Raw genomic sequence first — 25,927 nt, forward strand, 5'->3', positions numbered from 1 at the left:
ATCGGAGCTCGTCGCTGCGGACAGTCCCCTCCCGGTGCTTTCCGGGAGAGGCAGGGGCATGAGGACTTCGGTTGCGGTCGGAGCGGAATTCAGCGTTTCATCGCCCACTCGAGCAACTGAGTGAAGAACAGGGCATACAGGCTCCCCACTTCGACTTCGCCTGCTCCGGGAGCCTGGGCCGTGATCCGCGCGTCTCCCCAGTCGACCAGCGGCCCGACCCAGTGGGGGGCGACATCGGTCATCAGGCAGGCGACGCGACCGGAGCCGTGGTGCGAGACCGCCAGGAGCGGCGTGCGGTCCGTCGGGGTCGCTTCGAGACCCGCGGGTGTAAAGCGCGCCCGGACATGGACCCCTTCAAGGAGGACCTCCGCGCCGGGCTTCGGACGGACCTGATTGAATCCACCAATCAGCGGGGGGCGATCTTTCCAGGGGAGGCCGCGGAGGATCGGGTGATCGGAAACCGGCTGCAGGAAGACCGGATGGTCGCAGTTCCGGCGATCGTCGGCTGGAGAGATGTCAACGGGGAGGATCTTCGCGACCGCCGAGCGGTCCCAGTCTCCCCCCAGACCGTGGTACGACTCCCAGCCCCCGAGCATCACGAGGCCGGTGCCGCGGGAGACCGCCTCCACGACCGCCTCCGCGACGCCCGGGCTCATCCTGGCCGACGGATAGTCGCTGAGAATCACGAGCGACCGTCCGTCGACGATCTCCGGAGCGTCGCTGGCAACGTCGCTGGCGACGTAGTCGAAGATCCAACCCGCCTTCGCGAGGAGGCCCCCGAGGTACGCGGCGGCGGTGGTCAGGCTGGTGTCGCCGAAGTAGAGAATGGGGGCCGGCATGGAATGGATCGTGTGCGGAACGGCAGAGTCGCGAGGATGATGCACTGTACAGAGCGGTGTTCGCGTCCGCATGTCTTTCCCCGCTTCACTCTCTTCCTGGCGAAAGCTTGAGGGGCCGCGAGAAAGTGACGGGCGGGGGGACTGTCCGGATCAGTCGGAGCAGAACGGATGAGAACACTCTTCGGGTCGTCGCGGAGGGGGAGCGGAGGGCCAAAGACGGGGGCTCGGCGGGTCGATACCTTTCTGCCCCTTCATGATTGAGGAGGGGGCTGGGCTATCGCGGTCCCCGATTCGGTGGAACGCAGCGATGGCTCTCCGGTTCTCGATAACTCCTGGTCCCTTCAGGAATCGCCATGCTGGAAGAGACGGTCAAACTCGCGAGCCTCGACGAGCTTCGAACGTACATCCATACCCAGCTGTGCGACAAAGAAAATCTTCTCCCTGAGCAGTTCCGTCTGCGGGAGGAGGCCCTGATGATGCGTGGCCGTCAGTGCGGCATGCAGTTCACGGTGAAGGGGCCCCGTAGTATTCGGCTGGGGGCGATCTGGGCGGCGGACCAGATGGTGATCAATTTCTATGACACGCGCGGCGAGCGATATCTGAAGGTTCGCCTGGAAACGCCGATCGAGCTTCCGACGTCAGCGGCGGCGTAAGCAGATCCGGGTCCAGGGGCACCCTGGTGGGGAGTGCAGAGGGGCAACGCCCCTTTGCCCGCCGGAGGCCTGGCCGTCGGGAGATGTCTGAAGGAATGAGTGTCCAAACCCGGACACCGTGCCGTATGCCCCGTCACCAACCCGCGGGGATTGAAAAACGAGTGGTGAGTCCGGAACGCCGGTTCCACAAAGCGGACGTCCGTTACTGACCACGGTTCCTCATGGAAGTGCCTCCGGCGGCAAGGGGGCGAGGCCCCCTTGACCCCAGCGGCCGTCGCACGTTGGGCTTGAGCAATCAACGTCGAGCCGGCAAGGACGCGACCTGGGCCCGTCCTGACATCAGCCGGCACCTACCGGCGATCATTCCCCGTCGGCAGGTCAATCGTCACCGAGACAAGCTGGTTCTTCCGCCGCACCACGACATTCAACCCCGAACCGGGCCGCGCACGGCCAAGCTCCGACTGAAAGGCCCGGATCGACGGAACAACCTCGTTGTTCACAAACACGATCAGGTCGTCCGGCCGAAGATCGACTCGCGAAGCCAGCGACCCCGGAACCACCTGATCAATGTAAGCCGGCGTCCGGTAGACGACGTCCGGCACCAGGATCAGCCCGAGTTCCAGCGACGAAACGGTCGCCGAGGCCGACGGAGGCATGTCGTTCTCAAAGCTCGACCCGCTGAACTTCCCGCTGATGATCTCGCGGATACGCGGAGTAAGCTGGTCCATCGGGACCACGTAATTGAGCCACAGGTTCGTCTCCCGGCTCCGCAGCTCCCGGCCAATGACGCCGAGCAGCTTGCCATCCAGCGTCGCCAGCACTCCGCCGCCGGCGCCCGGATTGTTCGTCACCGCATCGACGATGTAGACCGGTCCCGAATACGGAGCCTGGAACCGGCCGCGGCGGGCATCCAGCTGCGAACGGGCCGCGATGACGCCGTGAAGGACCGAGACCGGCTCGTCACCGGTCGCGACTTTGAACAGGTTGCTGTAGGCCAGGACCCGCGTCCCGACCCCGGCCGGCGCCGACTCGTCGAGATTGAAGTGCGGAAGCCCCTCGGCCTCGATCTTCAGCACCGCCAGATCGATCCTGGGATCGACGCCGACGACCTTCCCGTAGAACCGGCGGCCGTCATCGAGGACGACCGTCACGACGTCGCCGTCGAGGATATGACTCCAGACCGTGACAATGTGCCCCTCGCCAGAGACCAGGAACCCCGAGCCGTACGCATGCAGCCCCTTGATCCCGCCGGCCCCAAAGAGCTTCACCACGCGTGACTGGACCTGGGCGATCGCCTCCTGCGTGGCCCCGGCTCGAACGGCCGGGACAAATGCGAGGTTCAAAGCGGCGATCAGAGCTGCCACACGCCACATGCCGATGTCTCCGTAACGGCACTTCCCACACGGACTGGGAGTCCGCTGCGTAAAGTCTTCACACATCGTACGCAAAGTGCGGGCCACTTGCGCAGCCGAATTCACGCCCTGCCGCTTTCGATGCGGCTTGCTGCCAGCTTTCCACGGCCAGTCATCCGCGACTCTGGGCCGAAACGAACGGCAACCTGCTCGCTGACGGGGAAAGAACGCGTCGGTTCCGACACAGGTCGGCCTGCCGGAGCCCAACCGGACGGCCCAGGCCTACCGGTGCGAGTGCGATTCCCGCTTCCGTTCGCATTCTACGCAGTTACGGGCGTACGGAATGACCTTGAGCCGGAGCTTGGGAATCGTCGATTTTCCGGGAGGCTTACCCGCTTCGACACACCGTTGGCAGAGCCCGTAAGTCCCCTTTTCGATCCGATGCAGCGCCTGCTGGACTTCGTCAAGGATGTCCTGCTCGCTCTCCATCATCCGGAGGGAGAATTCCTGCTCGTACGTTTCCGTCCCCAGTTCCGCCATGTGGGTGGGGGTCTTGGAATCCTGGCCGTTGTCGAGCGCTTCCCGCGTCAGATCCTGAACGTCGCCCCGAAGCCGTGCCTGCAGAGTGAGCAGCAGTGACCGAAACTGCTCCAGTTCATTGGCCTTGATCATTTGACGATCCGAACCCGTTGACGCAGAAATCAGAGAATTCTGATTATCGCCGACGGCCCACCTTTTGCAATCAATGTGCCGCAGTCTGTCATCGAAATCTTGACCCGAGCGACGGGATTCGCCGGGAAAGTCTCTCCAGGGGCTCCAGACTGAGCCCGTGCCCGGTCTCCGGCGGCCGACCTCGTCCCGGGCGGTTCGCGCGCAACGCTTGGTGACAAAACCGGTTCCAGATGCTATCACCTCCCCTGTCTCGACGTCGGCCGGGTCCGAAGGGGACCTGCCGCCGTGGTCCGGGACGGCTCCAGGAGGGGGTTGGGGGATGGGTGTTCCGGTCTCGCAGATGTGGACGGTCGCCAAGTACGTCCTGACGCAGCGGCTGCGCGGCGTCAAACGCTACCCGCTCGTCCTGATGCTGGAACCGCTGTTCCGCTGCAACCTCGCCTGCGCCGGCTGCGGCAAGATCCAGTTCCCGGCGGACATCCTCAAAAAGAATCTTTCGCCCGAAGACTGCTTCCGGGCGGTCGACGAGTGCGGCGCTCCGATGGTTTCGATCCCCGGTGGGGAGCCGCTGCTGCATCCGCAGATGGCGGAGATCGTCGAGGGGCTGGTTGCCCGCAAGAAGTACGTTTACCTCTGCACCAACGCCCTGCTGTTGGAGAAGCAGCTCGACCGGTTCAAGCCGTCGAAGTACCTCTCGTTCTCCGTCCATATCGACGGGCCGCGGGAGGAGCACGACGTCGCCGTCTGTCGCGAGGGTACGTACGACATTGCGGTGAACGCGATCAAGGCCGCCATCGCCAAGGGGTTCCGCGTCACGACGAACAGCACGCTGTTCAACAACGCCGAGCCGGCGCGGATGCGGCAGATGTTCGACGAGATGACCGACCTGGGGGTCGAGGGGATGATGCTTTCCCCCGGCTACCAGTACGAGAAGGCTCCGGACCAGGAGCACTTTCTCCAGCGTCGGCAGACGGTGGACCTGTTCCGGCGGATCTTTGAGAAGCCCAAGTCGCGGTGGACGTTCAACCAGTCGCCGCTGTTCATGGAGTTTCTGAAGGGGAACTGGGAGCTAGAATGCACGCCGTGGGGGAACCCGACCTATAACGTCTTCGGGTGGCAGAAGCCGTGCTATCTGATTTCCGATGGTTACGCGCAGACGTTCCGTGAGTTGATGGAGACGACCGACTGGAACGCGTATGGCCGCAAGAGCGGCAATTCGCGGTGCCAGGACTGCATGGTGCACTGCGGCCATGAGCCGACGGCGGTGCAGGAGACGTTTTCGTCGCTCAAGGGGTTGTTTGGTGCGGCCCGGGTGGTGCTGTTTGGGCCGCTGAAGGGGAAGCCGCTTCCGGAGCTTCCGCAGCAGCCGGTGTCGCGTCCCGTCGGCGATTTGATTCAGCTCGACTCGTTCGCAAATCGCGAAACGTCAGAAAGCGCTGCCTGACCTCATCCGGGTCCAGGGGCACCCTAGTGGGGAGTGCAGAGGGGCAACGCCCCTTTGCCCGTCGGAGGCCTGGCCGTCGAGAGATGTCTGAAGGAATTCGTGCCCAGGCGCGGACACCGTGCCGGATGCCCCTTCACCTAACCCGCGGTGATCGCAAAGCGAGCGTTGAGTCCTCAACGCAGGTCTCACAAAACCGACGCCCGTGATCTCCCACGCTTCCTCATGGAAGCTCCTCCGGCGGCAAGGGTCTGTGTTGTTCTTCCGGCCCTTGACCCCGGCTACCGTCGCACGTTGGGTTTGAGCAAACAGCGCCGTGCCGGCAAGAACGTGGCCCAAGTACGACTCTGGGATTGTCACTCCTCCCGCGCTCCCCTGTTGGAATTTACGCTTTGCGCGGTCTTTGCAGATCATTCACAGATCCACTTGCGTTCCGAACACCGAAGCGTGAGAATTGCTTTTGCAATTGAATGTCGTTTTGGCTAGCCGCCGATCTGGAATCGTCTGTGCAACGGATCTGTGCCATTGTCGTTCTGCTGATTCACGGGGGGATGAGTCTCCTCGGGAACGCGGGGCTGCATGCTCACAGCGGACTCTGCTGCCACGAACACAGCACGGTTGCGGGACACCGGCACTCCGGCTGTTCGCATCACCACCATCACAACTCGGCCGGTTCGGGCGAGCGAAAGTCCTCTGAGAAGAAGGCCCGCGGGCCAGCACTCAACTGCGACGACGACTGCTCTCTCTGCCGTCTGTTCTCCCTGTCGGCTTCTCCGTCGCCCCCGCCGCAAATCGGCATCGTGGCTGAGATCGCTCCGCAGCCGCTCCCCGCCTGGGACGCGGTTGTCGTCGAAGCGGTTCGCCGCGTCGCTTCCGCCCGCGGACCACCCGGCGGTTCTTCGCAGGCCTGATTCCCGCTGCGTTGCCGTCAGTCGACGCACGCGCGGAGGGAACGCCGCTGGACGCAATCCGGCGGTCCTGCACTCGCTCAATCCTCGCTTCGCTGCTCTCCAGCCGCCCTGACGGTCTTCCGGCCCCTTCGTTTTTCGGGCTGGCGGACGCGCCGTTTCTTTCATCCGCTCATTCATTCCGACGGAGACATTCCATGGCCTCGCGACGAGGTTTCACGCTGATCGAACTTCTGGTGGTCATTGCCATCATCGCCGTGCTCGTGGCGATCCTGCTGCCCGCCGTCCAGCAGGCCCGCGAAGCGGCCCGCCGCTCCACCTGCACCAACAACCTCAAGCAGGTCGGCGTGGCCCTGCACAACTACCACGACATCCACAAGACCCTCCCGAGCGGCTGGATCGGCGTCAATGAATCGACGCGACTCCCGTCGGCTCACGAAGGGGGGAGCGGCGCGGGGTGGGCGATGATGATCCTCCCGATGATGGACCAGGGGGCGCTCTTCGGAAAATTCAACGACCAGCTTCCGATCAGCGATCCCGCGAACGCCGCGGTCGCCCGCCAGTTCCTTCCGGTCTACATCTGTCCTTCGGACGCCGCCTCCGTCCAGACGTGGGACATCGACGAGGAGGGGAGCCCGGGGACCAAGCTGGCGACGCTCGCCCGGGCGAACTACGTCGGATCGTTCGGGACCGTCGAGATCGACCTGTGTGAGAACGCGCCAGGTGCGGCTCCGGTCTCCAGCACGGGGCAGTGCGTCAGCGACGGGGCCTTCTATCACAACAGCCGGAACGGGTTCCATGACTTCACCGACGGAATGAGCTCGACGTTCTTCGTCGGCGAGCGGAAGTCGTTCCCGTCGGCGCCGTTCTACTCGACATGGGTCGGCTCGGTTCCCGAAGGGGAAGAGTCGTTCGCCCGGATCCTGGGGGTCTTCGATCACACTCCGAACCATCCGGCGGCTCACCTGGAGGACTTCAGCAGCACCCACGTCGGCGGGGCGCAGTTCGTCTTGGCGGACGGGCACGTCAAGTTCGTCAGCGAGAACATCGACGGCGAGGTCTACCGGGCGGTCGGAACGATCCGCGGCCGCGAGATCATCTCCGACTTCGAGTGAAGTTCCGGGCCGCGCGGCTTGGTTGATGTCCGTCAACCGTTCGAGTGAGATACCGAAGCGATCGCACACCCCGGCCTCCTCAGCGGAGGTGTGGGGTCGTTTCGTTCTCCGGAGCCGCCCTGTGTCCGAGTCTTCGAGCCCTGTCCGCGTCCTGGCGATTCATGCCCATCCCGATGACATCGAGTTCCAGTGCGCGGGGACGCTGGCGCTGCTGAAGCAGAAAGGGTGCGACGTCCACATGGCGGTGATGACCGCCGGGGACTGCGGGAGCGCGGAGCTGGGGCCGGACGAGATCTCCAACGTCCGCCGCGAAGAGGGTCGGAAAGCCGCGGAGATGCTGGGAGCGGGGTACACCTCCCTGGAGTTCAAGGATCTCCAGATCTGCGTCGACAACGACAGCCGGCGGCGGGTGACCGAAGTGATCCGCCGGACGCGGCCGGATATTGTCATCACCGCTCCGCCGGTGGACTACATGTCCGATCATGAGATGACGAGCCGGCTGGTCCGGGATGCGACGTTCAACGCGTCGTGCCCGAATTACGTGACGCAGCAGTGGGATCCGGCTCCGGCGACGAAGAAGATCCCGTACCTGTACTACGTCGATCCGATTGAAGGGGTGGACTGGTTCGGGGTGTCGACGCCGACTGACTTCATCGTCGATATCTCGTCGACGTTTGAGCTCAAGCTGCAGATGCTGGCGTGTCATGACAGCCAGCGGGCCTGGTTGCGGCGGCAGCACGGGCTGGATGAGTATCTGGAGGGGTGTCGGCGGTGGAGTGCCCGCCGGGGGCAGGAGATCGGTGCGGCTTACGGGGAGGCGTATCGGCAGCACAAGGGTCACCCGTATCCGCATGACAACCGTTTGGAAGCGCTCATCAAGGGTTGATCCCGAACCGCGTCCTTGCCGGCACGACTTTCATAACTCAGACCCAACGTGCCACGGCCGCTGGGGTCAAGGGGCCAAAGAAACAACACAGGCTCCCTTGCCGCGGGAGGCACGTTCATGAGGAACCGTGGTAAGCAACGGACGTCCGCTTTGTGGAACCGGCGTTGAGGACTCCCTCATATCGGAACGCTTGCTGTGGGATTCCCGCGGGTTGGTGAGGGGGCATCCGGCACGTTGTCCGCATTTGGACACTCACGCCTTCAGACATCTCTCGACGGCCAGGCCTCCGGCGGGCAAAGGGGCGTTGCCCCTCTGCACTCCCCACCAGGGGTTACCCCCTGGACCCCGGTGGTGTGGGATCATGTCTCCTCACGGACCGCCTTCCGCAATGCCCGGAGCGACATATAAACCAGCGAGTCCGGCTCCCCCGTCGCAAAGAAATCCCGCGTCAGAACCTGCCCGCCAATCCATCCATTCTGCGGGTCCTCATGCCCCCGCCCCTTCTCAAACAGTGGAGCGAACGGGTGAAGTTCCCCAACAGGGAGCGTGGCATGCAACCCGTTGTCGAGCGAAATCACCGCACCGCCGCTCTCGTCCAGCAGAGCCACATCCCCATCCACCATCACCCGCTGCGACGTTTCGCCGGCACGGTCGGTGTGAACGGTCTCAAAAACGATGCGAGCCCTGTCGTGCGGCTTGATCGGAGCCTGTTTCGTCCCGGCCATCAGTCCCCTCCAACAGAACGGTTTCCGGACCGTTGATCCGGGTTGCCTCAGCGGGAACGGCCGGAGCGGCACTCTCGATCAGACAATCGGAGCCGGTCCCCGATCAATCCGGTAGAAATCGCCGCCGCGAGGCGGTTGCCCTTCACACATGCCGCACCGTTGATACGATAACTCCCCAACCGGGAGCGCTCCCCGACGACCTCACCCTGCCTTGCCGCGCCATGGCGGCAACCGGAGTCGTCCGCATGGAATCGTCCGCCGCCCCCCTCGCGTCCTCCCTCCCGCCGGTCCCTCCCTCGACCTCCTCCGCTCTCGCCGGACTCAAGTCGCCGCTCGAAAGCCCGATCACCGTCCAATCCCGCCGCTGGTTCCTCAAAGCAGGACTCGCCGGCCTCGGGGGACTGATGTCTCCCTCGCTGCTGCGGGCCGGAACCGAAGCGGCTGCCACGAAGCCGAACTCCAAGAAGTCCGTGATCCTGATCTGGCTCTCCGGAGGGCCCAGCCACATCGATATGTGGGACCCCAAGCCGGAAGCCCCCACGGAAATCCGCGGCCCCTACAGCCCGATCGCCACCAAGTTGCCGGGTGTCCAGTTCTGCGAGCACCTCCCGCTCCAGGCCTCGATCCTCGACAAGATGTCGGTTCTCCGCGGAGTCGACTGCCAGTCGAGCAACCATACGCCGATTACCTTCCAGGCCGGGAACCCCCTGGCCCGCCGGACCGATGACGGCAAGGATGGCGCGGGCTGGCCCTCGATGGGCTCCGTCGCCGCCAAGTTCCGCGGCTCCAACCATCCCGACATGCCGGCATTCGTCGGCCTCGCCCCCTCATGGGTCGCGGACGTCTACGAATCCGGGGACATGGGCGCGCAGTTCTCCGCCATCAAGGGCCTTGATGTCGTCGGGAAGTTCGCGCTGCCGAAAGGGATCGAGGCGTCGCGGCTCGAAGACCGGGAGTCGCTGCGACAGTCGTTCGACCGGCTGCGGCAGGACCTCGACCAGAAGGCGACCCTCGAAAAACTCGACCGCTACACCCAGCAGGCGTACAGCATGGTCCTGGGGGGCCACGTCCAGCGGGCCTTCGATCTCAACAAGGAATCGGACGAGACCCGCCTCAAGTACGGCAAGAACGAGATCGGCGAGAAGGTCCTGCTGGCCCGGCGGCTGGTCGAGGCGGGCGTGAGCTACACGACCGTCAGCGCCAAGTGGGGCTATTTCGACCACCACGGCGACAACGTCCAGTGGGGCGGGATCGAAAAGGGGCTCACTCCGATCCTCCCCACAGTCGATCGGGCCATGTTCGCCCTCGTGAACGACCTCGAGGAACGGGGCCTCCTCGACGACACCCTGGTCCTGATGCTCGGCGAGTTCGGCCGGGCTCCGGTCATCAACAAGGAAGCGGGCCGCGACCACTGGACGAGCGTCATGTCGATGCTCGTCGCGGGGGGCGGCCTGCGGCACGGCCAGGTGATCGGCAGCACCGACAGCAAGGGATACGGTATCCAGAGCGGCATTGTCCGTCCGCAGGACCTCGCCGCGACCGTCTTCCGGCACCTGGAGATCGACCTGGAATCCCAGTGGACCAACCTCCAGGGCCGTCCGATGCCGATCATCGTCGAAGGGGGCCGGCCGATTCCGGAACTGGTCTGAGACCCGCCCCCCGCGCGGCCGCCGCGAAAGCGGCTTACCGCACGTTCAGGCGGATCATGTCGCTCCAGGGGGTGGCCTGAAAATTCGCTCCCGATCCGCGGGTCGCGCGAACACGGAACACGATCCCGGACCGCCAGGCCCGGAACGAATACGACGTGGTGTCCGCGCCGACGCGGCCGATCGTCACCCAGTTGATCGCCGATTTGCTTCCGGTCCCGTACTGGATTTCGAACCCGTCTTCCTGGTTCGCGTTGTCCTGCCACATCAGCGTCACCATCGTCCGGGAATTCGAACCGATGAGGCTGGTCGGCGCGTTGAAGATCGGAGTCGGCTGGACCGGCTGGTAGTTGTCGGGATCGAATGCCGTGATCACCGCCGCCTCGGCGTCGACGAGTCCGTAGCCGAACTCGTTGTCGCGTCCGGCGGTCCCCAGATCGTGCGCCGAGACCTGCAGCACGGACCGGACTTCATGGTGCAGCAGCCCGTCGCCGTTGAGGTCGGGGACCCCCGCGGCAATGATCAGTGCGGCGACGCCGGCGACGTGGGGAGAGGCCATCGACGTCCCGCTCAGGGTCGCGTAGCCCCCATTGGGGTACGTCGAAAAGATCGACGATCCCGGCGCCGCCAGCTCCACCGTTGAGCCGGTGCTCGAGAAGCTGGAGCGGGTGTCGGAGGTCGTTGTCGAGCCGACGGCGATCACAGAGTCGTAGCGGGCCGGATAGCCGACCGTGTCCGCTCCCGGCCCCTCGTTCCCCGCCGAGGCGACAATCACCACGCCGGCCGCATAGGCGTTGTCGAACGCCTGCTTCACGATCGTGCCGGGATTGGACGTGCTCCCGAGACTGAGATTGGCGACCTGGATGTTGTTCTGCACGCACCACTGGAGGGCGGAGATGATCTTCGAGTACGCCCCGCTGCCGTCGGCTCCCAGGACCTTGAGCGCGTACAGGTCCACCTCGGGAGCGACTCCCACGGGACCGACTCCGTCGCGGACCGCCGCCACCGTGCCGGCGACATGCGTCCCGTGGTAGTGATCGTCGATCGGGTCGGAGTCGTTGTTGACGAAGTCGTAGCCCCCGCGGTACCGCGGCCCCAGTTGCGGGTGCCGGTAGTCGATTCCCGTGTCAATGACCGCCACGCGGACGGATCGCCCGAGGATCGGGATCGCCCCGGTGTAATTGAAGGTCCCGGCATGGACGGGCCCGCAGCCGATCCGCCGCACGCCCCAGACCGTGTTGATGTCGTGCGCATCGACCCGCTCGTCGGCCTCGACCGTGACGACCCCCGCTTCACCCCGCAGCTTGGCGACCGCCGAAGCGGGCATCTCGGCGGCGATCGCCGGCACGAGGGAAAACTGCTTCCGCACCCGGCCCCGGTGCTTCTCGACGATCCCCGCTTCCGCGAGAGCGGGACGGCGATTGAAGCGGATAAGAACGGGAATCGAGTCCTCGGCCCGCGCGGCCGAACCGTGAGAACTGACCAGAATCAGGAACGCCGTCAGTCCACAGAGTGGCAGCCTGCCCATTCGCCCAGCCTCCCGACGCGAAGTCGAACCGAGGGACTCCTTGCAGCGCGCCGGGCCGGTGTCCTCGGTCCGTGGTCCGCGCCGTCGCCCTCAATTCGCCCGACGACGTAGCTTCGCATCCCCATTCCCAGGGGGCAAGGCGGAGATTCGTTCCGAGGACGACGCATCGGCGCCGCAGTCAGCGATCGGTCGCCGCCTTGGACGCTCCAATCCCCTGCAGCCGCTCGACCGTCTCCCGGACGATCCGGCGGATTTCCGGATCGCCGTCCCCCGCCAGGTCGGCCAGGTCGCTGATCTGCCCCTTCCAGACCATCCGCCCGGCAATCCGCATCGCCCGGCGGCGACGCTCGGGATTCTCCTTGGAACGGTCCGACCGGATATAGGCGAGGAGCGGCTCCGCCCCGGCCGGCCCGAGCTTGAGCAGGTCCTCCTCATAGACGTAGCCCAGCTTCGTCTCCCCGATCGTGGCGAGGACCGCATCGAGGCGGGCCTGGAGCTCGCTGTCCTGCGGCGTCTTCATCACGAGCAGCGGAAGCTGCCACCGGGTCGCGGCCAGCGGGTCCATCTTGCGGCTGCGTTCGGCCGGCTTTCCGCCGACAATCTCGACGCACGATTCCGGCGGAATCTGGATGGCCGACGCCGATGTCTCCAGCGCCAGAGCGTGGTCCGTGAGGGCCGTGCAGGAGACGGCGTCGGTCTTCACCGACCATTGCAGTTCGGAGGAGGTGGGGCATTGGAACACCGATAACCGGGGGGCGACGCCGGACCGCGTCCCGAGCTGAATCCCCAGTTCGCACTGCCGGGCCGCCTGGGCCCACACCTGCCCTTCGACCAGTTCCACGCGTTCCAGAGGATGCACGACCAGTTCCGTCCCGGCATCCATCCGGACGATTCCCTGGCAGCCGGTTTCGAGCTCGCAGAGGGCGTCGGGGCCGGTCCGGACGCGGGCGCCATCCGTCAGGACAACCGGTCGGTCGGGGATCAGGCTCGTCCGCTTCCCGGACGGGCTGATGACTTCAACCGGGCCGGTCGCCCGGACCAGTCGCGTCGAACCCGCCGCGGAGGCGATCGGGGTCGCCTTGCGCCCCGCCCGCAGGCCGATCGCCACGGCGACCAGGAGTCCGGCGGCAAACAGGAGCCCGAGCCATCCGGCACCGCGCGCCGAGGGAACCGAAGCCTTCGCCGGGCGGGGAGGCGGGGAACCGATCTGTGTTTGCAGGCGCGCGACGAACGCCTCGACATCAGGAACGACGAGATGCGCCCGCAACTGGCGGTCGACCTGGCGCAGGTCGTCGAGCCGGCGGGCACAGTCGGAGCAGGTCGCCAGATGCGCGCCGACGCTTTCTGCGTCGGCCTGCGGAAGCACGCCGTCGAAATAGGGGCTGAGCCGGTCGGAGAGTTCGTCACACCTCATGGAGCGTCCTCCCGACGGTCAGGAGTTGCCGCCTCAGGATCTCCCGGCCGCGCGCGAGCCGGTCGCTCACCGTCGCGCGGGCCACTCCGATCCACCGGGCCATGTCGTCGTAAGTCATTGCATCGTAGTAGTGCAGCAGGATCACTTCCCGCAGTTCCTCGGGGAGTGACTGCACGTGCCTCAGAACGGCCGCCTGCTCTTCCGCCGCCGCGGCTGTCCGCTCAGGAGGGTGCTCCGCGGACGAGACCGTCAGGACCGCATCGCCGTTCCGGCTCGGACGGAGGCGGGCGGACCGGACGCGGTCGACGCAGGCGTGGATCGCGATCGACCGCAGCCAGGCGCCGAAGTGCTCCGGATGCTGGAGCCGCCCGAGATCCTGAAACCCTCGCAGGAGGGTCTCCTGGGCGACGTCTTCCGCGTCGGCGCGGCATGCCAGACGGGAGTGGCATAGCGCCAGGATCCGCCGGAACCAGCGGCGCGCAAGCTCCCCGTAAGCCGCGCGATCGCCGGCCACCGTTCGCTGCACGAGCTGTTCGTCCGGAGTCTCCACCGGAAGACAGTGTCCCTGGAATGACCACACGATTTCCACCGCACCCGCCCGGATGCGGCCCGAGGAAGTCGGTGCCAGACGTGCCGCAGACCGGGCAAATCCGGGCCGATCTACCGTTTTTTGAATCTTTGGAGAATCCCCCTGCCTCCCCGCGACGCCCGAGCGACTTAGCAGGAGAGGTGGCATCGGTCCGTGTCACCTCTCCTTGAAGTGTCACCGTCCCGGGTCCCGAAGGAGTCTGCCATGAATCGCAAGTGGTTTTATCTGCTTCCCGTCGGCGCCTGTCTGTGCGCCGCGTGGGTGGTCCGCGCCGCGGCGCCGAGTTCCGCGGAATCGGCCCCGAACAAGATCCTGCCGGCGACTGCCACCGGCGACGACCTGATCGTCCATGAGTGGGGAACGTTTACGACGTTCTCCGGCTCCGACGGCATCCGGCTCGACTTCCGTCCGCTCGCGGCCGCCTACAGCGACCTCCCCGACTTTGTCCGGGACCGGGCCTTCGGATTTGGTTCCCCCTGGTCCAAGGGACGCATCCGCGGCAAGGTCCGGATGGAGACGCCGGTGACCTACTTCTATACGGAGCGGGAACGATCGATCCGGGTGAAGGTTGATTTCCCGAAGGGGCTCCTGACAGAGTTCTATCCCCCCGTGCAGTCGTTTCTGCCCGCTTTCGACCGGAAGGTGGGCACGACGACGGGTGAGACGATCGGGAACTCCAGCCTCGACTGGGGAACGGTCCAGTTGATCCCCGCGAGCGCCTTCCGCCCGCAGGTGTCCGACCCCAAGGACGCCGAGTGGCTCCAGCAGCAGATCCTGCAGAACCTCTGCCTTCCCGGCAACGGCCACTATACGGCGGCCCGCGCGACGGACTCAGCTTTTGTCCGAACTGTTGAACCGCTTCCGGCGAAACCGGTGATCGACGAACTGGACGGGTTTTCCAACATGCCGGGCCGGCGGCACCTCGAGAAGTTTCTGTTCTATCGCGGTGTCGGGAAGTTCGAGCTGCCGGTGACAGCCACCGCCGACGCCTCCGGACAGGTGAGTCTGATCAACAAGGGGGATGCTCCCCTGACCGGGGCGTTCCTGGTGCAGGTCCGCAGCGGTGCCGACGGCCGACCGACGTTGTGGCGGACGCGAGTTGCCAAGGTTCCCGTCGGGTCGCCTGTCGTCTTCGATGGTCCGCACCTCGTGACCGATCGGAACAAGTTCTACGACGAGATCGTGTCGCAGCTCGTATCGGAAGGTCTCTACGAGAAAGAGGCGCGGGCGATGGTGGCGACGTGGGAAGACTCGTGGTTCACGGAAATCGGGACGCGGGTGTTCTACTGTCTGCCGCAGGCGGCGACGGATGAGATTCTCCCGCTGACGATTGAGCCAAAGCCGCAGCAGACGGTGCGGGTTCTGGTGGCCCGGCTGGAGGTAATGACGAAGTCGGACGAGACGCGGGTTCTCGAGACGATTGGAAAGTCGGCGGTGGAGCGGACGGAGCGGATCAAGGCGGCGGGTGGGGCTCGGATTGAGGAGGCTCCGATTCCGGCGGATCTGTTGGCGCTGGGGCGGCTGGCGGAGCCGGCGTTGGCGCGGGCGAAGTCGATTGCCCGCGAGGAGACGGTGCGGACTGAGGCGGAGCGTCTGCTGAACCAGTTGCAGAATGAGCTGCAGACGCGGTAGCGCGCTTCATCACCGGGGTCCAGGGGGTAACCCCTGGTGGGGAGTGCAGAGGGGCAACGCCCCTTTGCCCGCCGGAGGCCTGGCCGTCGAGAGATGTCTGAAGGAGATCGTGTCCAAGCGCGGACATCGTGCCGTATGTCCCCTCACCAACCCGCGGGGATTGCAAAGCGAGCGGTGAGGTCTGAGGGGGCGTCTTCGCTACGCGTTCAGCGCAGGGCGGACAGAGCCCGCTGCATCCGTCCCAGGTGGCCGCCGAGGCGAAGAAATCCGCTCGCGCCCCGATGCCATTCCCACACGAGCCCGTCGTCGGGATGCAGGACGGAGCCCACGCAGCGGAACCCGAGTTTCCGGAGGACCGACGTGGAGGGACTCTCGTGCGGCAGCGTCTGGGCCGTCACCAGGACCTCCGGATAGGCGTTGAGGGCGATCGCCACCAGCCTGCGGGCCTGCTCGGTGGCGATCCCTCGCCCTTCGAATTCCGGGAATGTGCAGTAGGCGATCTCGACACGCGACGGACCGTTGGTGGAGTCAGGCGGCGACTTGAAGCCGCAGGCTCCGACGATCCGCCCCTGGGATTCCGCGAAGTACCCGGTCCACGGACGAACGAACCCGGCGCGGCGGTAGAGGTCGGCCGTGGCGTTTCGAATCTCGTAGGTAGCCCTGGCGGGGAGCGGACAGTCCGTCTCGATCTCTCCCGCGGGCCCAATTTCAATCAGGTGGATCACGTTCCCCTCGCCCTGCGTCACGATGTGCAAGGGACGAAGACACGCCCGATCCGGCGGGGTTCGCGGGCGACGCCTCGGATGGCCAGCCGCACCCTCAACCGGTCAGCGGATGCTCGCTCAGGATGCTGTAGACCGGGCCCGCCGCGGACAACTCCGATCGGTAGTGGCAGACCGCTTCGATCCGCGGTTCGCCGAACGCTGTGGACGCCTCGTCGCGGAGGAGTGATTTCAGTCCGGGACAGTCTGGTGTCTTCACCCGGGCCAACGTGACGTGCGCGGCAAACGGCTTCCGGTCGCACGCGAGACCGAGTTCCGGGAGAGCGGCCTGGAGCCGCGCAGCGATGAGCTTCAGCGGGTGATCCGGAGCGAGTCCCATCCACACGACCCGCGGACGTCGGAGATCGGGGAAGGTTCCCAGACCGGTCAGACGAGCTGAATAGGGCTCAACACCTCGGATGCTCTCTGCGATCGCACCGGAGATGGCCGGAACCGCCCCGGCAGGCGTCTCACCGAGGAACGCGAGCGTCAGATGGCATTGGCGGAGTTCGACGACGCGAACTTCTCGTCGGAGGTCCTGAAGTTGTCGATGGAGAGCGACCATCTGCGGCGTGGCGAGGATCGGCACGCCGACAAAGGTCCGGATCGTCCCGGGTGTCTCGTCGGGAGTGGGCGGCGGAAGCGTCACGTCCGCGGAGCCCCTTGGCTGGAGAGCCATTCGAGAGCCTGCCGCGCCGCCCGGTCCCCGCTGTGAATCGCGCCCGCCACCGTGGCCGGGAAAGTGGCGTCGGTCGCCTCGCCCGCCCAGAACAGCCCACCCGGGCCCGGCGCCTGGAGCGGGGCGTGGGCCTCGGCGTGCCCAACGGTCGCGTAACTGTAGGCACCGAGGGCCCAGGGGTCCTGGCACCAGTTGTAGACCCAATCCTCGACGAGGTGCGAGGCGATCTCCGCAGCCGGGAGGCCGAATCCTTCGGCGAGGTCGTCGAGAGCGACCTGCCGGATCTCCTCGGTCGACATTCGGCTGATCGCTCCGGCACGCGGTCCACCCGACCATCCGGTGAGGACCCGGCTCTCGCCCAGCGGCCACCAGGTCATGAAGGTCCGGCCGGGGACATGCAGAAAGCCGCCGAGTTCCGCGAGGGTGTCCCGCCAGAACGGCTCCCGGAACAGCAGCACCGCCTTGATGATCTCCCCCATCCGGAATCCGCGGATCGCGTCGGACCGGCGGACGCTGTCGGGGACAAAGCGGAGGACGCCCGCCTGGAGAACGCCGATCGGAAAGGTCGCGATCGCGCAGCGCCCCTCGTAGGTCCGCGGCCCGCCCGAGCGAGTCGCGGTCACACGGACGCCGGTTCCCGGTTCGCTGGAGACGTGGGTGATGTCCGTCTCCAGTTCGATTTGGGACCGGGATGCGCTCTTCTCCAGGGCCGCCACGACCTGATCGTATCCTCCCTGAAGTCGACGGATCCCCTGCTCGTCGACGCCGACGCTTTGCTCGGAGGACCGGAGCCAGCGGATGCTGATGAGCTCCTGATCGGCCGCGTTGAAGCCCTCGACGTACTCGGTCGCCATCCGCCGGGCGTCGGCCGGGACGTCTTCGCAGAACTGTCTCAGGAACTCGGCGAAGGAGAGGTCTGGTCCGTCGTAGTCGTTCAGACGGCCGAAGATCGTTTCCCACTCGCCGCCGAAGCGTGTTTCGACGAGTTCGTTTCCCTCTCGGACGAGATGCCGGTCGGGCATCGTGTCGCTGCGGATTCCCGCTTCCTGCAAGATCTCGTCGAAGAGGGGGGACGAGCCGTGGAGGAACTCCGGACCGCCGTCGCAGAGCTCACCTGTGGAGAAGCGGTCGGTGACGATCCGGCCGCCGAGGCGACTTCGGCTCTCGAGAATCACGGAGTCGACGCCGGCAGCCGAGAGACGGCGGGCGGCCGCGAGTCCGGCTGCTCCGCCGCCGAGGATCAGAATGGGAGAACCTGACATTGGGGCAAAAATCCATGTGCCGCTTCTCCCGTGGAGCGGCACGTCCGCATTGTGGACTGTGGCGCGCCTGCCCTTGGGGGTTGCTGGCCGATGAATTGTACGCTGCGGCGTCAGGACGACACGAACGTGTCTGGCCCCTGAAGAGTCGGGTCCAGGGGCACCCTGGTGGGGGATGCAAGTGGGGCCACGCCCCCTTGCCCGCCGGAGGCCCTCTCGTCGGTAGATGTCTGAAGGAGAGTGTGTCCAAACGCGGACACCGTGCCGGATGCCCCCTCACCAACCCGCGGGGATTGCCAAGCCAGCGGTGTATTTTGAGGGAGTTCTCAACGCGGGTTCCACAAAGCGGTCGCCCGTTGCCTACAACGGTTCCTCATGGAAGCGCCTCCGGCGGCAAGGGGGTGAGACCCCCTTGACCCCGGTTGCCGTGGAACGTTGGGTCTGAGCTATCAACGCAGTGCCGGCGAGGACGCGGCCAGAGTATGCACCTCATGCAGCCAAAACCCCGTCAAGCCGTTCGTATCCAGCCGCAACACCCATCTCCATCCCACAGGCAATCGTGCCGTCCCGCGCCTCTTTCGAAGGATAGAGAATCGTCGTCGTCAGCGTCGTCACCCCGTTCGCCTCCGCGAGAACCGCGGTCCCAATCTGCTCACCCGCCTGCGTCTCACAGCCGAACTCGAACTGCTCCGTGTTGACGATCCGCTCCGGCGCGAGGATCTCGCGATACGTCCCCCGCATCGCCATCTCGGTCCCGTCCGTGTTCTTCCAGGCATACCGAAAACCGCCGCCCACCCGCAGGTCAATCTCGCACACGGTCATCGTCCAGCCGGGAGGCCCCAGCATCCACCGGCGGAGCAGCGCCGGCTCCGTCAGCGCGCGGAACACGGCCGCCCGCGGCGCATCGAACTGCCGCTTGAGGACGATCTCGCGATCGGACGGCGTTTCGACGATCAGCTTTCGGTTCGCTTTCATCGGGACTTTCCTTTTCGGGGAGAACGGGGAGGTTTGTCGGGTTGGCCGACCGCCTTGAGCTCTTCCAGGACCGCGTCCAGGCGTTCGTAATTCGCCTCCCACAGCCGGCGGTAGTTCTCAAGCCAGTCGGTCGCCTCGGCCAGGGGCTGGCTCTCGATGTGGCAGGGACGACGCTGGGCTTCCCGCCCGCGGCTGATCAGTCCCGCCCGCTCCAGCACCCGCAGGTGCTTGGAGATGGCGGGCTGACTCATCGCGAACGGTTTGGCGAGCTCCATCACCGAGACATCCCCCTCCGCCAGACGGGCCAGAATGGCACGGCGGGTCGGATCGGCGAGCGCGGCGAAGGTCGCAGTCAGGGCGGCAGACGGGTCGCTGGATGGGGAAACAGAGACCATTGAATAACCTCCTTGTTCTATAACCTATTGGTTATTTATAATGCCGCCGGATGGTCGTCAAGCGGGGAACATGACAAACTGGTCAGGTCCTCCGGGCCCGTTCCCCTCCCCTTCGGCCGCCGGTGAGATGTTCTCGCTGGATCGTCCCGACCGCCGCGTGGCGGCCGAGGACCGCAGGTTTTGTCCGATGAAAGGAAGAAGAGTCATGCGATTCGCCGCCGCATTCACCGTCCTGGCCGCGCTGTCCCTGGTCTCGCTCGCCCCCGTGGCCTCCGTCGCAAGGGGGGCCGAACCGATGATGCCCGCTCCGCAGAAGGAGCATGAATGGCTTCAGAAATTCATCGGTGAGTGGGACTCCGAGTCCAAGGCCTCCATGGGACCGGGACAGCCGGACATGCAGTGCAAGGGGACGATTACCTCCAAGGCCCTCGGCGGGTTCTGGATCGCTTCGGAGATGAAGTCCGAGATGATGGGGATGTCGTTCACGGGCCTGCAGACGATCGGTTACGACGCCAAGAAGAAGGCCTACGTCGGAACCTGGGTCGATTCGATGACCGACCACATGTGGAAGTACCAGGGGACGGTCGACAAGACCGGCAAGATCCTGACCCTCGAAGCCGAAGGCCCGAACTTCATGTCCGACGGGAAGATGACCAAGTTCCAGGACATCTACGAGTTCACGGACAAGGACCACATCACCTTCTCGTCGAAGATGCTGGGCGATGACGGCAAGTGGGTCACGTTCATGAGCGGCACCTCCGTCCGCAAGAAGTGAGAAGGTCCGACTCGCAATGCCTCGCGGGCCCGCCACGTGCGGGCCCGTTTTGTTTGGAGTGATGAGTTCTCGATCGTCAGTTTTCAGCGACAAGGCGGTACGGTGCCGGGAGAGGGCGATCCCGGCGGGAGCGACTTCCTCGGGCCGCGTTGAAAGACGGCGGGCATTGCCTGATACTCGCGGGCGTCTGCCGGTCCGCTCGCTGGGTGCACGCCAACACCGCAAGGTCGGACCGGATTCCTCCTTCGGCCCACCTGTCTGTTCAGGATCTTCGCCATGCTGTTCCGTTCGCTCTCCGTCGCGGTCGCGGTCATGTTCGGGCTTGTCCACCCCGTCCTTTCGGCGGAGCCAGCGGCCTCGACGGCCGCCGTCCAGCCGGTCCGGATGGGCTGCGGGATCATGACCTTCGACACGGTTCCCGGCTGGGGACTGGGAGACGACGGCAAGTCGGTCCTCGGCTCGACCCACGGCGGCGTGGTGGTCGACAAGGGCGGCCTGATCTACACCAGCTCCAGCATGGGAGTCTTCGCCTTCACGCCCGAAGGAAAGATCGCCCGTAGGTTCCTGGGGGACAAATACTCCAATCTCCACGACATGGAGATCCGGGACGAAGACGGCACCGAGTTCATCTACGGCGCCCGCAATGCCAACGCAGAGGGGATCAAGTTCAACGCCGAGACCGGGGACATTGTCCTCAAGCTCCCGTTCCCGCCGGAGTCCGGACTCGACCTCAAGAAGTTCAGCCCGACCGCAATCACCGTGGCCAAGAACGGCGACATCTATCTTTCCGACGGCTACGCCAGCAACCACATCTTCATCTTCGACAAGACGGGCAAGTACAAGAAGCACTTCGGGACCAAGGGGAACGACCTCAAGGAGTTCAATACCGCCCACGGCATGACCCTCGACACGCGGTACGAGCCGAACCGCCTCCTGATCTGCGACCGCAACCACGCACCGAAGGGGCGGCTGGTCCACTACGACCTCGACGGTAACTTCATCGAAGAGGTCGTGACCGGCCTCGGAATGCCGACCTCCGTGGCGATCCAGGGGGATTACGTCTCGGTGCCGGACCTCCTGGGCCGCGTCGTCATCCTCGATAAATCCAACACGATCATGGCGGTCCTGGGGTACAATCCCGATCCGGCCATCGGACGCAACTTCAACGTGCCGCAGGACCAGTGGAAGGAAGGATTCTTCAGCGGGACGCACGGCTCCTACTGGGACAAGGACGGCAACCTCTACGTCCAGGACTGGAACGTCTCCGGCCGGATCATGAAGCTCGTCCGCGTGAAATAGCTTGCCAGAGGCCGTTTTCGCTCGATTTCCGGGCGAAATCGGCCCTCGAATCGCTGGAAACCGCCCCAGCCGGCACTGTGGAGGTTTTCGAAAATCCTGATATCCTGAGCTTTTTGGCAGGCTCCGGACGCTTCCGGGCCGGCCAAATGAACACCGGTTCGCAGAACTGACAGAGGATTCGTGAATGGCTCGTCGAGGCTCGACCCGACTGGACAAGCGCCGCGAGGCGGAAGCTGTCGCCGCGCGTGAAGGGGGAGAGGGCGGAGAAGCCCCGGTCAAAGCGAAAAAGGCGGCCGCCAAGAAGCCGACCCGCCGCAAGACCAAGCTTGCCGACCGCAAGCGGCTGAGCTGGGGCGTGTTCAGCGGAACCCTCAAGGAAGAAGCCCGCTTCGCCTACGACCAGAAGGCCGCTGCCGAGGAGAAACTCGAGCAGCTCCGTTCCAAGGGGAAGAAGCTCTACTTCATCCAGCCGATCAAGGAAGTCATCACCGACGGCATCGCCCGTCCCCGGCCGATTCTGGACGAGGACGACGAGTACGATACCTCGCCCCGCGCCCGCCGCGCCGCCGCCAAGGCTAAGAAGGAGCGCGAGTCCGAGGAAGAGGACGATATGCCGGAACCGCTGGACGATCTGGACATGGGCGACGACGACGAGTGATCGTCGGTTTTCCGCCTGAAGCATTCGAGAGAGACGCGACCCCACCGGTCGCGTCTCTTTTTTTGCAGGCACGGCTCGTTCCAGTGTCCGCTATGGCTTGGACGGCTCGGCGGGGGCGAGGCCTTCAAGGGGCGGATGATCCATTGCGCGAGTGAGGCGGGGTCCAGGGGCTCGCCCTGGTGGGGGATGCAAGGGGGCGACGCCCCCTGCCCGCCGGAGGCCTGGCTCGTCGGGAGATGTCTGAAGGAATGAGTGTCCAGGCGCGGACGACGTGCCGTATGTCCCCCCCACCCACACGCTGGGATTGCAAAGCCAGCGGTGTGATGTGAGGGAGTCCTCAACGCTGGTACCACAAAGGGGACATCCGTTGTGTCCACGGTTCATCATCGAAAGTGCCTCCGGCGGCAAGGGGGCGTGGCCCCCTTGACCTACCCCTTTAAAGGTGCCTGGCAGATACAATGCGTTAGATCAACAAGCTTCGTAATTTCCAGGCCAGTTTCCCCAGGACTTAACGCGGATGTCGACTGCCTGTCTCTTCGAGACCAAGAACCTCTCGAATTGTCAACTGCGGAGTCAATGGAGGCAAAACGTCGTAACCACCCCTGCGGTCGCCAGTTAAGATCACCTTTAAAGGGGTACCCCCTTGACCCCAGCGGCCGTCGCACATTGGGTTTGAGCTATCGAGTCGTTCCGGCAAGAACGTGGTTCAAGACCACGGAATCAGCCGCCCTTCTCGACGGACCACGATTCTGCGATTGCCCCCGCCCCCTGACCGTAGCCCGCTCGCCACTGAAAACCGACGACTGAAAACTTCCTACACAATCGACGAGCTCTGCAGAATCGGCAGCATCAGACCCACGACCACAAACAGCACGATCGCCGCCATCACCAGCAGCATCAGCGGCTCCAGCATCCTGACCACGATCGCCAGCTCGCGATTCGTCCGGATCTCCAGGTTGTCCGCGATGTTGATCAGCACCTCTTCCAGATTGTTCGCCTCTTCCCCGACCGAGATCATCTCCACGACCTCCTCGGGAAACTCCTTGCTTTGTCCTAGGGGCCGCGCGAGCGACTTCCCGGTCGAAACGTTTTGCGCCGCGTCCTCGATCGCCTTGCTGAGAACGAGGTTCGCCGTGGCGTCCTTCGAGATCTGCAGCGACGGCAGGATCGGCACGCCGTTCCGCAGGAGCGTCCCCAGCACGCGGCAGAACCGGGCGATCGCCAGGCTCCGGACGATGCGGTTCACCCCGTAGGCCTGGAGCCGGAACCGGTCAAACTGCCACCGCCCCTTCTCGGTCACCAGGTACCGCTGGATCCCCACGACGGCTCCCGCGATCGCCCCGACGGCGACCCACCAGTACTTCTGGGCGAAGTCGCTCATGGCGATCAGGGTTGAGGTCGCCCAGGGGAGCCCACCCCGTTCCCGCATCCGCTCGAAGATCGGCTCGAACTGCGGGACGAAGTACACCATCAGGACCATCACGACGACCGAGCCGAAGATCAGGAGGAACGAGGGATAGATCATCGCCCCGATCACCTCGGACTTGATCTTCTCCTGGTGCTCCGTGAACAGCGCGACGCGTTTGAGGACGTCTTCGAGGAATCCCCCTTCTTCCCCGGCGCGGACCATGCTGATGACGAGCTCGCGGAACACCTTGGGGTGGTGCCGCATCGCCTCGTACATTCGCGTCCCGTCCGCGACTTCGCCGCGGACCTCCTGGAGGACGTACTTCATGGCGGGCAGGCGGGCCTGCCGTTCGAGCAGCTCCAGCGAGCGCAGCAGCGGTACCCCGGACTTCAGCAGGTCCGCGAGCTGGGAGTAGAAGAGGGCCAGATGTTTCGGGCTGACGCCGCGGGTCGCCGACTTGCGGTTGACCTCGCCGGACTCGGCCAGCGTGACTTTGATCGGGAAGAGTTGCTTTGTGCTGAGCGCAACGAGGGCTTCCTGCTGACTCCCGGCGGGGATCAGTCCGGTTACCTGTTTGCCGGTGAGGTCACGTGCTGTGTATTCGTAGTCCGCCACGACCGCTCAAGCCAGAAGGAAGGGGCTGTCATCATACGGGGGCTTTGGCAGACGATTCAAACCGGGTTTTCGGAGGATTCAGCGGACGCTCAGGTTTGTGGGCGGGGCAAACGGGCTTTTCCGTTGTTCGAACGGCGTCCTTGCCGGCACAGTTCCCATAGCTCAACGCCAACGTGCGACGGCAGCCGGGGTCAAGGGGGCAACCCCTTGCCGCCGGAGGCCTCTTCCACGAGGAACCGCGGGGCACAACGGATGTCCCCTTTGTAGAACCAGCGTTGAGGGCTCCTTCAAACCACACACATTGAATTGCGATCCCCGCGGGTTGGTGAGGGGGCATCCGACACGGCGTCCGCGCTTGGACACACTCTCCTTCAGACAACTCCCGACGAGCCAAAGCCTCCGGCGGGCAGGGGGTGGCCCCTGCAAGCCACCAGGGCATCCGCCCTGGACCCGGTCGGCCAGCCGGGTTGGGTTGCGCCCTCCACACCCGTCGGCCTCGGTACGCCCTGCGAACGCCTGCGGCACGGTTAGCCACCCTCTCTACCTTCCGCCTTCGGCCTACCGCCTTACTCTCTCTCCCCCTCTCCGCCGCTGGCCATCCCGCCCCGATCCACCATAATCATCTCTCCACCACAAGAGGTTCGCTTGACCGCTCCCTACGACGCCCTGCTCTTCATCTCCTTCGGCGGCCCGGAAGGACCGGACGATGTCATTCCCTTCCTGGAAAACGTCCTCCGGGGACGGAACGTCCCCCGGGAACGGCTCCTGGAAGTGGCGGAGCACTACAACCACTTCGGCGGCGTCAGCCCCATCAACGCCCAGGTCCGGGACCTGATCGCGGCGGTTCAGGCGGACTTCGCGGCCCACGATCTCGCCCTCCCGATCTACTGGGGCAACCGAAACTGGAAGCCCTACCTCCCAGACACCTTGGCCCAGATGAAAGCCGACGGCGTCCGCCGCACGCTGGGCTTCGTCGTCTCGGCCTACAGCTCCTACTCGAGCTGCCGCCAGTATCGCGAGAACATCGAGGCCGCGCAGCGACAGGTTGGCGAAGATGCCCCGAACGTCGACAAAATCCGCGTCTTCTACAACCACCCGGACTTCATCGCCGCCAACAGCGAACAGGTCCGCACGGCGATCCAGTCCCTGCCGGCCGCACTCCAGACCCGCCCCTTCGTAGCCTTCACGGCCCACAGTATTCCCAGCTCGATGGCCGCCGGCTGCGACTACGAGAAGCAGCTTGGCGAAACGGCGCGGCTCGTCGCCGAATCGCTCGGACTCGTCCCGGACCAGTGGCGGGTCGTTTACCAGAGCCGCAGCGGCCGGCCCGAAGATCCCTGGCTGGATCCGGACATCTGCGACTTCATCCGGACACTCAACCCAGAGACAGACCCGGCGCTCGTCATCGCTCCGATCGGCTTTCTGTCGGATCACATGGAGGTGCTCTTCGACCTCGACGAACAGGCGGCGGAGGTCTCCGCCGAGCACGGAATCACCATGGCCCGGGCCGCGACGGTTGGGATCCACCCGCGATTCGTGGGGATGATCCGCCAGCTCGTTCAGGAGCGCCTCAACCCGGAAGCCCCCCGCGAGGCGATCGGCCTCTACGGCCCCAATTGGGACGTGTGCGCGGCCAATTGCTGCCCCGCCCCCGTTTATCCGGGACGTCCCTCCCGCCCCGCAACCTAGCCGCCGGCGCGGAC

The 25,927-nt window shown here is 65.2% G+C and carries 24 protein-coding genes; 11 read left to right on the forward strand and 13 right to left on the reverse strand.

The window, feature by feature from the left end; all coding sequences use genetic code 11:
- Positions 1-89: 89 nt before the first annotated feature.
- The gene (locus VT03_RS06125) at positions 90-839 is read right to left on the reverse strand and encodes a glutamine amidotransferase (RefSeq protein ID WP_075092175.1); all 750 of its coding nucleotides are present in this window, start codon (positions 837-839) and stop codon (positions 90-92) included.
- A 353-nt stretch (positions 840-1,192) separates the two neighbouring features.
- Here VT03_RS06125 and VT03_RS06130 point away from each other — a divergent pair, with 353 nt between their 5' ends.
- Entirely contained in the window at positions 1,193-1,492 is a 300-nt protein-coding gene (locus VT03_RS06130; RefSeq protein ID WP_075092176.1) for a hypothetical protein, read from the forward strand.
- Between the two features lie 350 nt (positions 1,493-1,842).
- On the opposite strand, the gene VT03_RS06135 is transcribed toward VT03_RS06130, so the two are convergent.
- Positions 1,843-2,865 carry a S1C family serine protease gene (locus tag VT03_RS06135; RefSeq protein WP_075092177.1) on the reverse strand — a complete coding sequence of 341 codons (1,023 nt, stop codon included), beginning with the start codon at positions 2,863-2,865 and terminating at the stop codon, positions 1,843-1,845.
- Positions 2,866-3,126: 261 nt separating this feature from the next.
- Positions 3,127-3,516 carry a TraR/DksA family transcriptional regulator gene (locus tag VT03_RS06140; RefSeq protein WP_075092178.1) on the reverse strand — a complete coding sequence of 130 codons (390 nt, stop codon included), beginning with the start codon at positions 3,514-3,516 and terminating at the stop codon, positions 3,127-3,129.
- Positions 3,517-3,835: 319 nt separating this feature from the next.
- Between VT03_RS06140 and hpnH the strand changes: the two genes are divergently transcribed.
- The 4 genes from hpnH to VT03_RS06160 all read left to right on the forward strand — a co-directional run bounded on the left by hpnH (position 3,836) and on the right by VT03_RS06160 (position 7,866).
- Entirely contained in the window at positions 3,836-4,960 is a 1,125-nt protein-coding gene (gene hpnH, locus VT03_RS06145) for an adenosyl-hopene transferase HpnH (RefSeq protein ID WP_075092179.1), read from the forward strand.
- Between the two features lie 503 nt (positions 4,961-5,463).
- Positions 5,464-5,868 carry a hypothetical protein gene (locus VT03_RS06150; RefSeq protein WP_075092180.1) on the forward strand — a complete coding sequence of 135 codons (405 nt, stop codon included), beginning with the start codon at positions 5,464-5,466 and terminating at the stop codon, positions 5,866-5,868.
- 194 nt (positions 5,869-6,062) lie between these two features.
- Entirely contained in the window at positions 6,063-6,980 is a 918-nt protein-coding gene (locus VT03_RS06155; RefSeq protein WP_075092181.1) for a DUF1559 domain-containing protein, read from the forward strand.
- A 121-nt stretch (positions 6,981-7,101) separates the two neighbouring features.
- Entirely contained in the window at positions 7,102-7,866 is a 765-nt protein-coding gene (locus VT03_RS06160; RefSeq protein WP_075092182.1) for a PIG-L deacetylase family protein, read from the forward strand.
- A gap of 359 nt (positions 7,867-8,225) precedes the next feature.
- Here VT03_RS06160 and VT03_RS06165 read toward each other — a convergent pair whose 3' ends face one another.
- On the reverse strand, positions 8,226-8,591 hold the full coding sequence (locus VT03_RS06165; RefSeq protein ID WP_075092183.1) for a hypothetical protein: 366 nt from the start codon (positions 8,589-8,591) through the stop codon (positions 8,226-8,228).
- Positions 8,592-8,836: 245 nt separating this feature from the next.
- On the opposite strand from VT03_RS06165, the gene VT03_RS06170 reads away from it, so the two are divergent.
- Complete coding sequence (locus VT03_RS06170; RefSeq protein WP_082845987.1) at positions 8,837-10,240, forward strand: DUF1501 domain-containing protein; 1,404 nt, start codon at positions 8,837-8,839, stop codon at positions 10,238-10,240.
- 34 nt (positions 10,241-10,274) lie between these two features.
- Here VT03_RS06170 and VT03_RS34960 read toward each other — a convergent pair whose 3' ends face one another.
- The 3 genes from VT03_RS34960 to VT03_RS06185 all read right to left on the reverse strand — a co-directional run bounded on the left by VT03_RS34960 (position 10,275) and on the right by VT03_RS06185 (position 13,759).
- Entirely contained in the window at positions 10,275-11,765 is a 1,491-nt protein-coding gene (locus VT03_RS34960) for a S8 family peptidase (protein ID WP_075092184.1), read from the reverse strand.
- Positions 11,766-11,943: 178 nt separating this feature from the next.
- Entirely contained in the window at positions 11,944-13,179 is a 1,236-nt protein-coding gene (locus VT03_RS06180; RefSeq protein WP_075092185.1) for a zf-HC2 domain-containing protein, read from the reverse strand.
- Positions 13,169-13,759 (reverse strand): RNA polymerase sigma factor, encoded by a 591-nt coding sequence (locus VT03_RS06185; RefSeq protein ID WP_197489215.1) that lies wholly within the window; start codon positions 13,757-13,759, stop codon positions 13,169-13,171. Before VT03_RS06185 ends, VT03_RS06180 begins: the two co-directional genes overlap by 11 nt.
- 213 nt (positions 13,760-13,972) lie before the next feature.
- On the opposite strand from VT03_RS06185, the gene VT03_RS06190 reads away from it, so the two are divergent.
- A complete protein-coding gene (locus VT03_RS06190; RefSeq protein ID WP_075092187.1) occupies positions 13,973-15,400 on the forward strand; it encodes a hypothetical protein in 1,428 nt (475 codons plus the stop codon).
- A gap of 206 nt (positions 15,401-15,606) precedes the next feature.
- On the opposite strand, the gene VT03_RS06195 is transcribed toward VT03_RS06190, so the two are convergent.
- From VT03_RS06195 to VT03_RS06215, 5 genes are all read right to left on the reverse strand, one after another.
- The gene (locus tag VT03_RS06195; protein ID WP_197489216.1) at positions 15,607-16,125 is read right to left on the reverse strand and encodes a GNAT family N-acetyltransferase; all 519 of its coding nucleotides are present in this window, start codon (positions 16,123-16,125) and stop codon (positions 15,607-15,609) included.
- Positions 16,126-16,219: 94 nt separating this feature from the next.
- Positions 16,220-16,810, reverse strand: a complete 591-nt coding sequence (gene thpR, locus VT03_RS06200; protein WP_075092189.1) for an RNA 2',3'-cyclic phosphodiesterase — start codon at positions 16,808-16,810, stop codon at positions 16,220-16,222.
- Positions 16,807-18,102, reverse strand: coding sequence for a flavin monoamine oxidase family protein (locus VT03_RS06205; RefSeq protein ID WP_075092190.1), 1,296 nt, complete (start codon positions 18,100-18,102; stop codon positions 16,807-16,809). The genes thpR and VT03_RS06205 overlap by 4 nt, the downstream gene beginning before the upstream one ends.
- Before the next feature lie 486 nt (positions 18,103-18,588).
- Positions 18,589-19,074, reverse strand: coding sequence for an SRPBCC family protein (locus VT03_RS06210; RefSeq protein WP_075092191.1), 486 nt, complete (start codon positions 19,072-19,074; stop codon positions 18,589-18,591).
- A complete protein-coding gene (locus VT03_RS06215; protein WP_075092192.1) occupies positions 19,071-19,469 on the reverse strand; it encodes an ArsR/SmtB family transcription factor in 399 nt (132 codons plus the stop codon). The genes VT03_RS06210 and VT03_RS06215 overlap by 4 nt, the downstream gene beginning before the upstream one ends.
- A 205-nt stretch (positions 19,470-19,674) precedes the next feature.
- Between VT03_RS06215 and VT03_RS06220 the strand changes: the two genes are divergently transcribed.
- The 3 genes from VT03_RS06220 to VT03_RS06230 all read left to right on the forward strand — a co-directional run bounded on the left by VT03_RS06220 (position 19,675) and on the right by VT03_RS06230 (position 22,201).
- Positions 19,675-20,244 (forward strand): DUF1579 domain-containing protein, encoded by a 570-nt coding sequence (locus VT03_RS06220; RefSeq protein WP_197489217.1) that lies wholly within the window; start codon positions 19,675-19,677, stop codon positions 20,242-20,244.
- A 276-nt stretch (positions 20,245-20,520) separates the two neighbouring features.
- Positions 20,521-21,543 (forward strand): 6-bladed beta-propeller, encoded by a 1,023-nt coding sequence (locus tag VT03_RS06225; protein WP_075092193.1) that lies wholly within the window; start codon positions 20,521-20,523, stop codon positions 21,541-21,543.
- A gap of 184 nt (positions 21,544-21,727) precedes the next feature.
- Positions 21,728-22,201 carry a hypothetical protein gene (locus VT03_RS06230; protein WP_075092194.1) on the forward strand — a complete coding sequence of 158 codons (474 nt, stop codon included), beginning with the start codon at positions 21,728-21,730 and terminating at the stop codon, positions 22,199-22,201.
- Positions 22,202-23,015: 814 nt separating this feature from the next.
- Here the strand turns inward: VT03_RS06230 and VT03_RS06235 are convergent.
- Positions 23,016-24,224 (reverse strand): type II secretion system F family protein, encoded by a 1,209-nt coding sequence (locus VT03_RS06235; RefSeq protein WP_075092195.1) that lies wholly within the window; start codon positions 24,222-24,224, stop codon positions 23,016-23,018.
- 645 nt (positions 24,225-24,869) lie between these two features.
- Between VT03_RS06235 and VT03_RS06240 the strand changes: the two genes are divergently transcribed.
- Complete coding sequence (locus VT03_RS06240) at positions 24,870-25,913, forward strand: ferrochelatase (RefSeq protein ID WP_075092196.1); 1,044 nt, start codon at positions 24,870-24,872, stop codon at positions 25,911-25,913.
- The last annotated feature ends 14 nt before the right edge of the window (positions 25,914-25,927 follow it).

Source organism: Planctomyces sp. SH-PL14 (genome assembly GCF_001610835.1).
Taxonomy (GTDB): domain Bacteria; phylum Planctomycetota; class Planctomycetia; order Planctomycetales; family Planctomycetaceae; genus Planctomyces_A.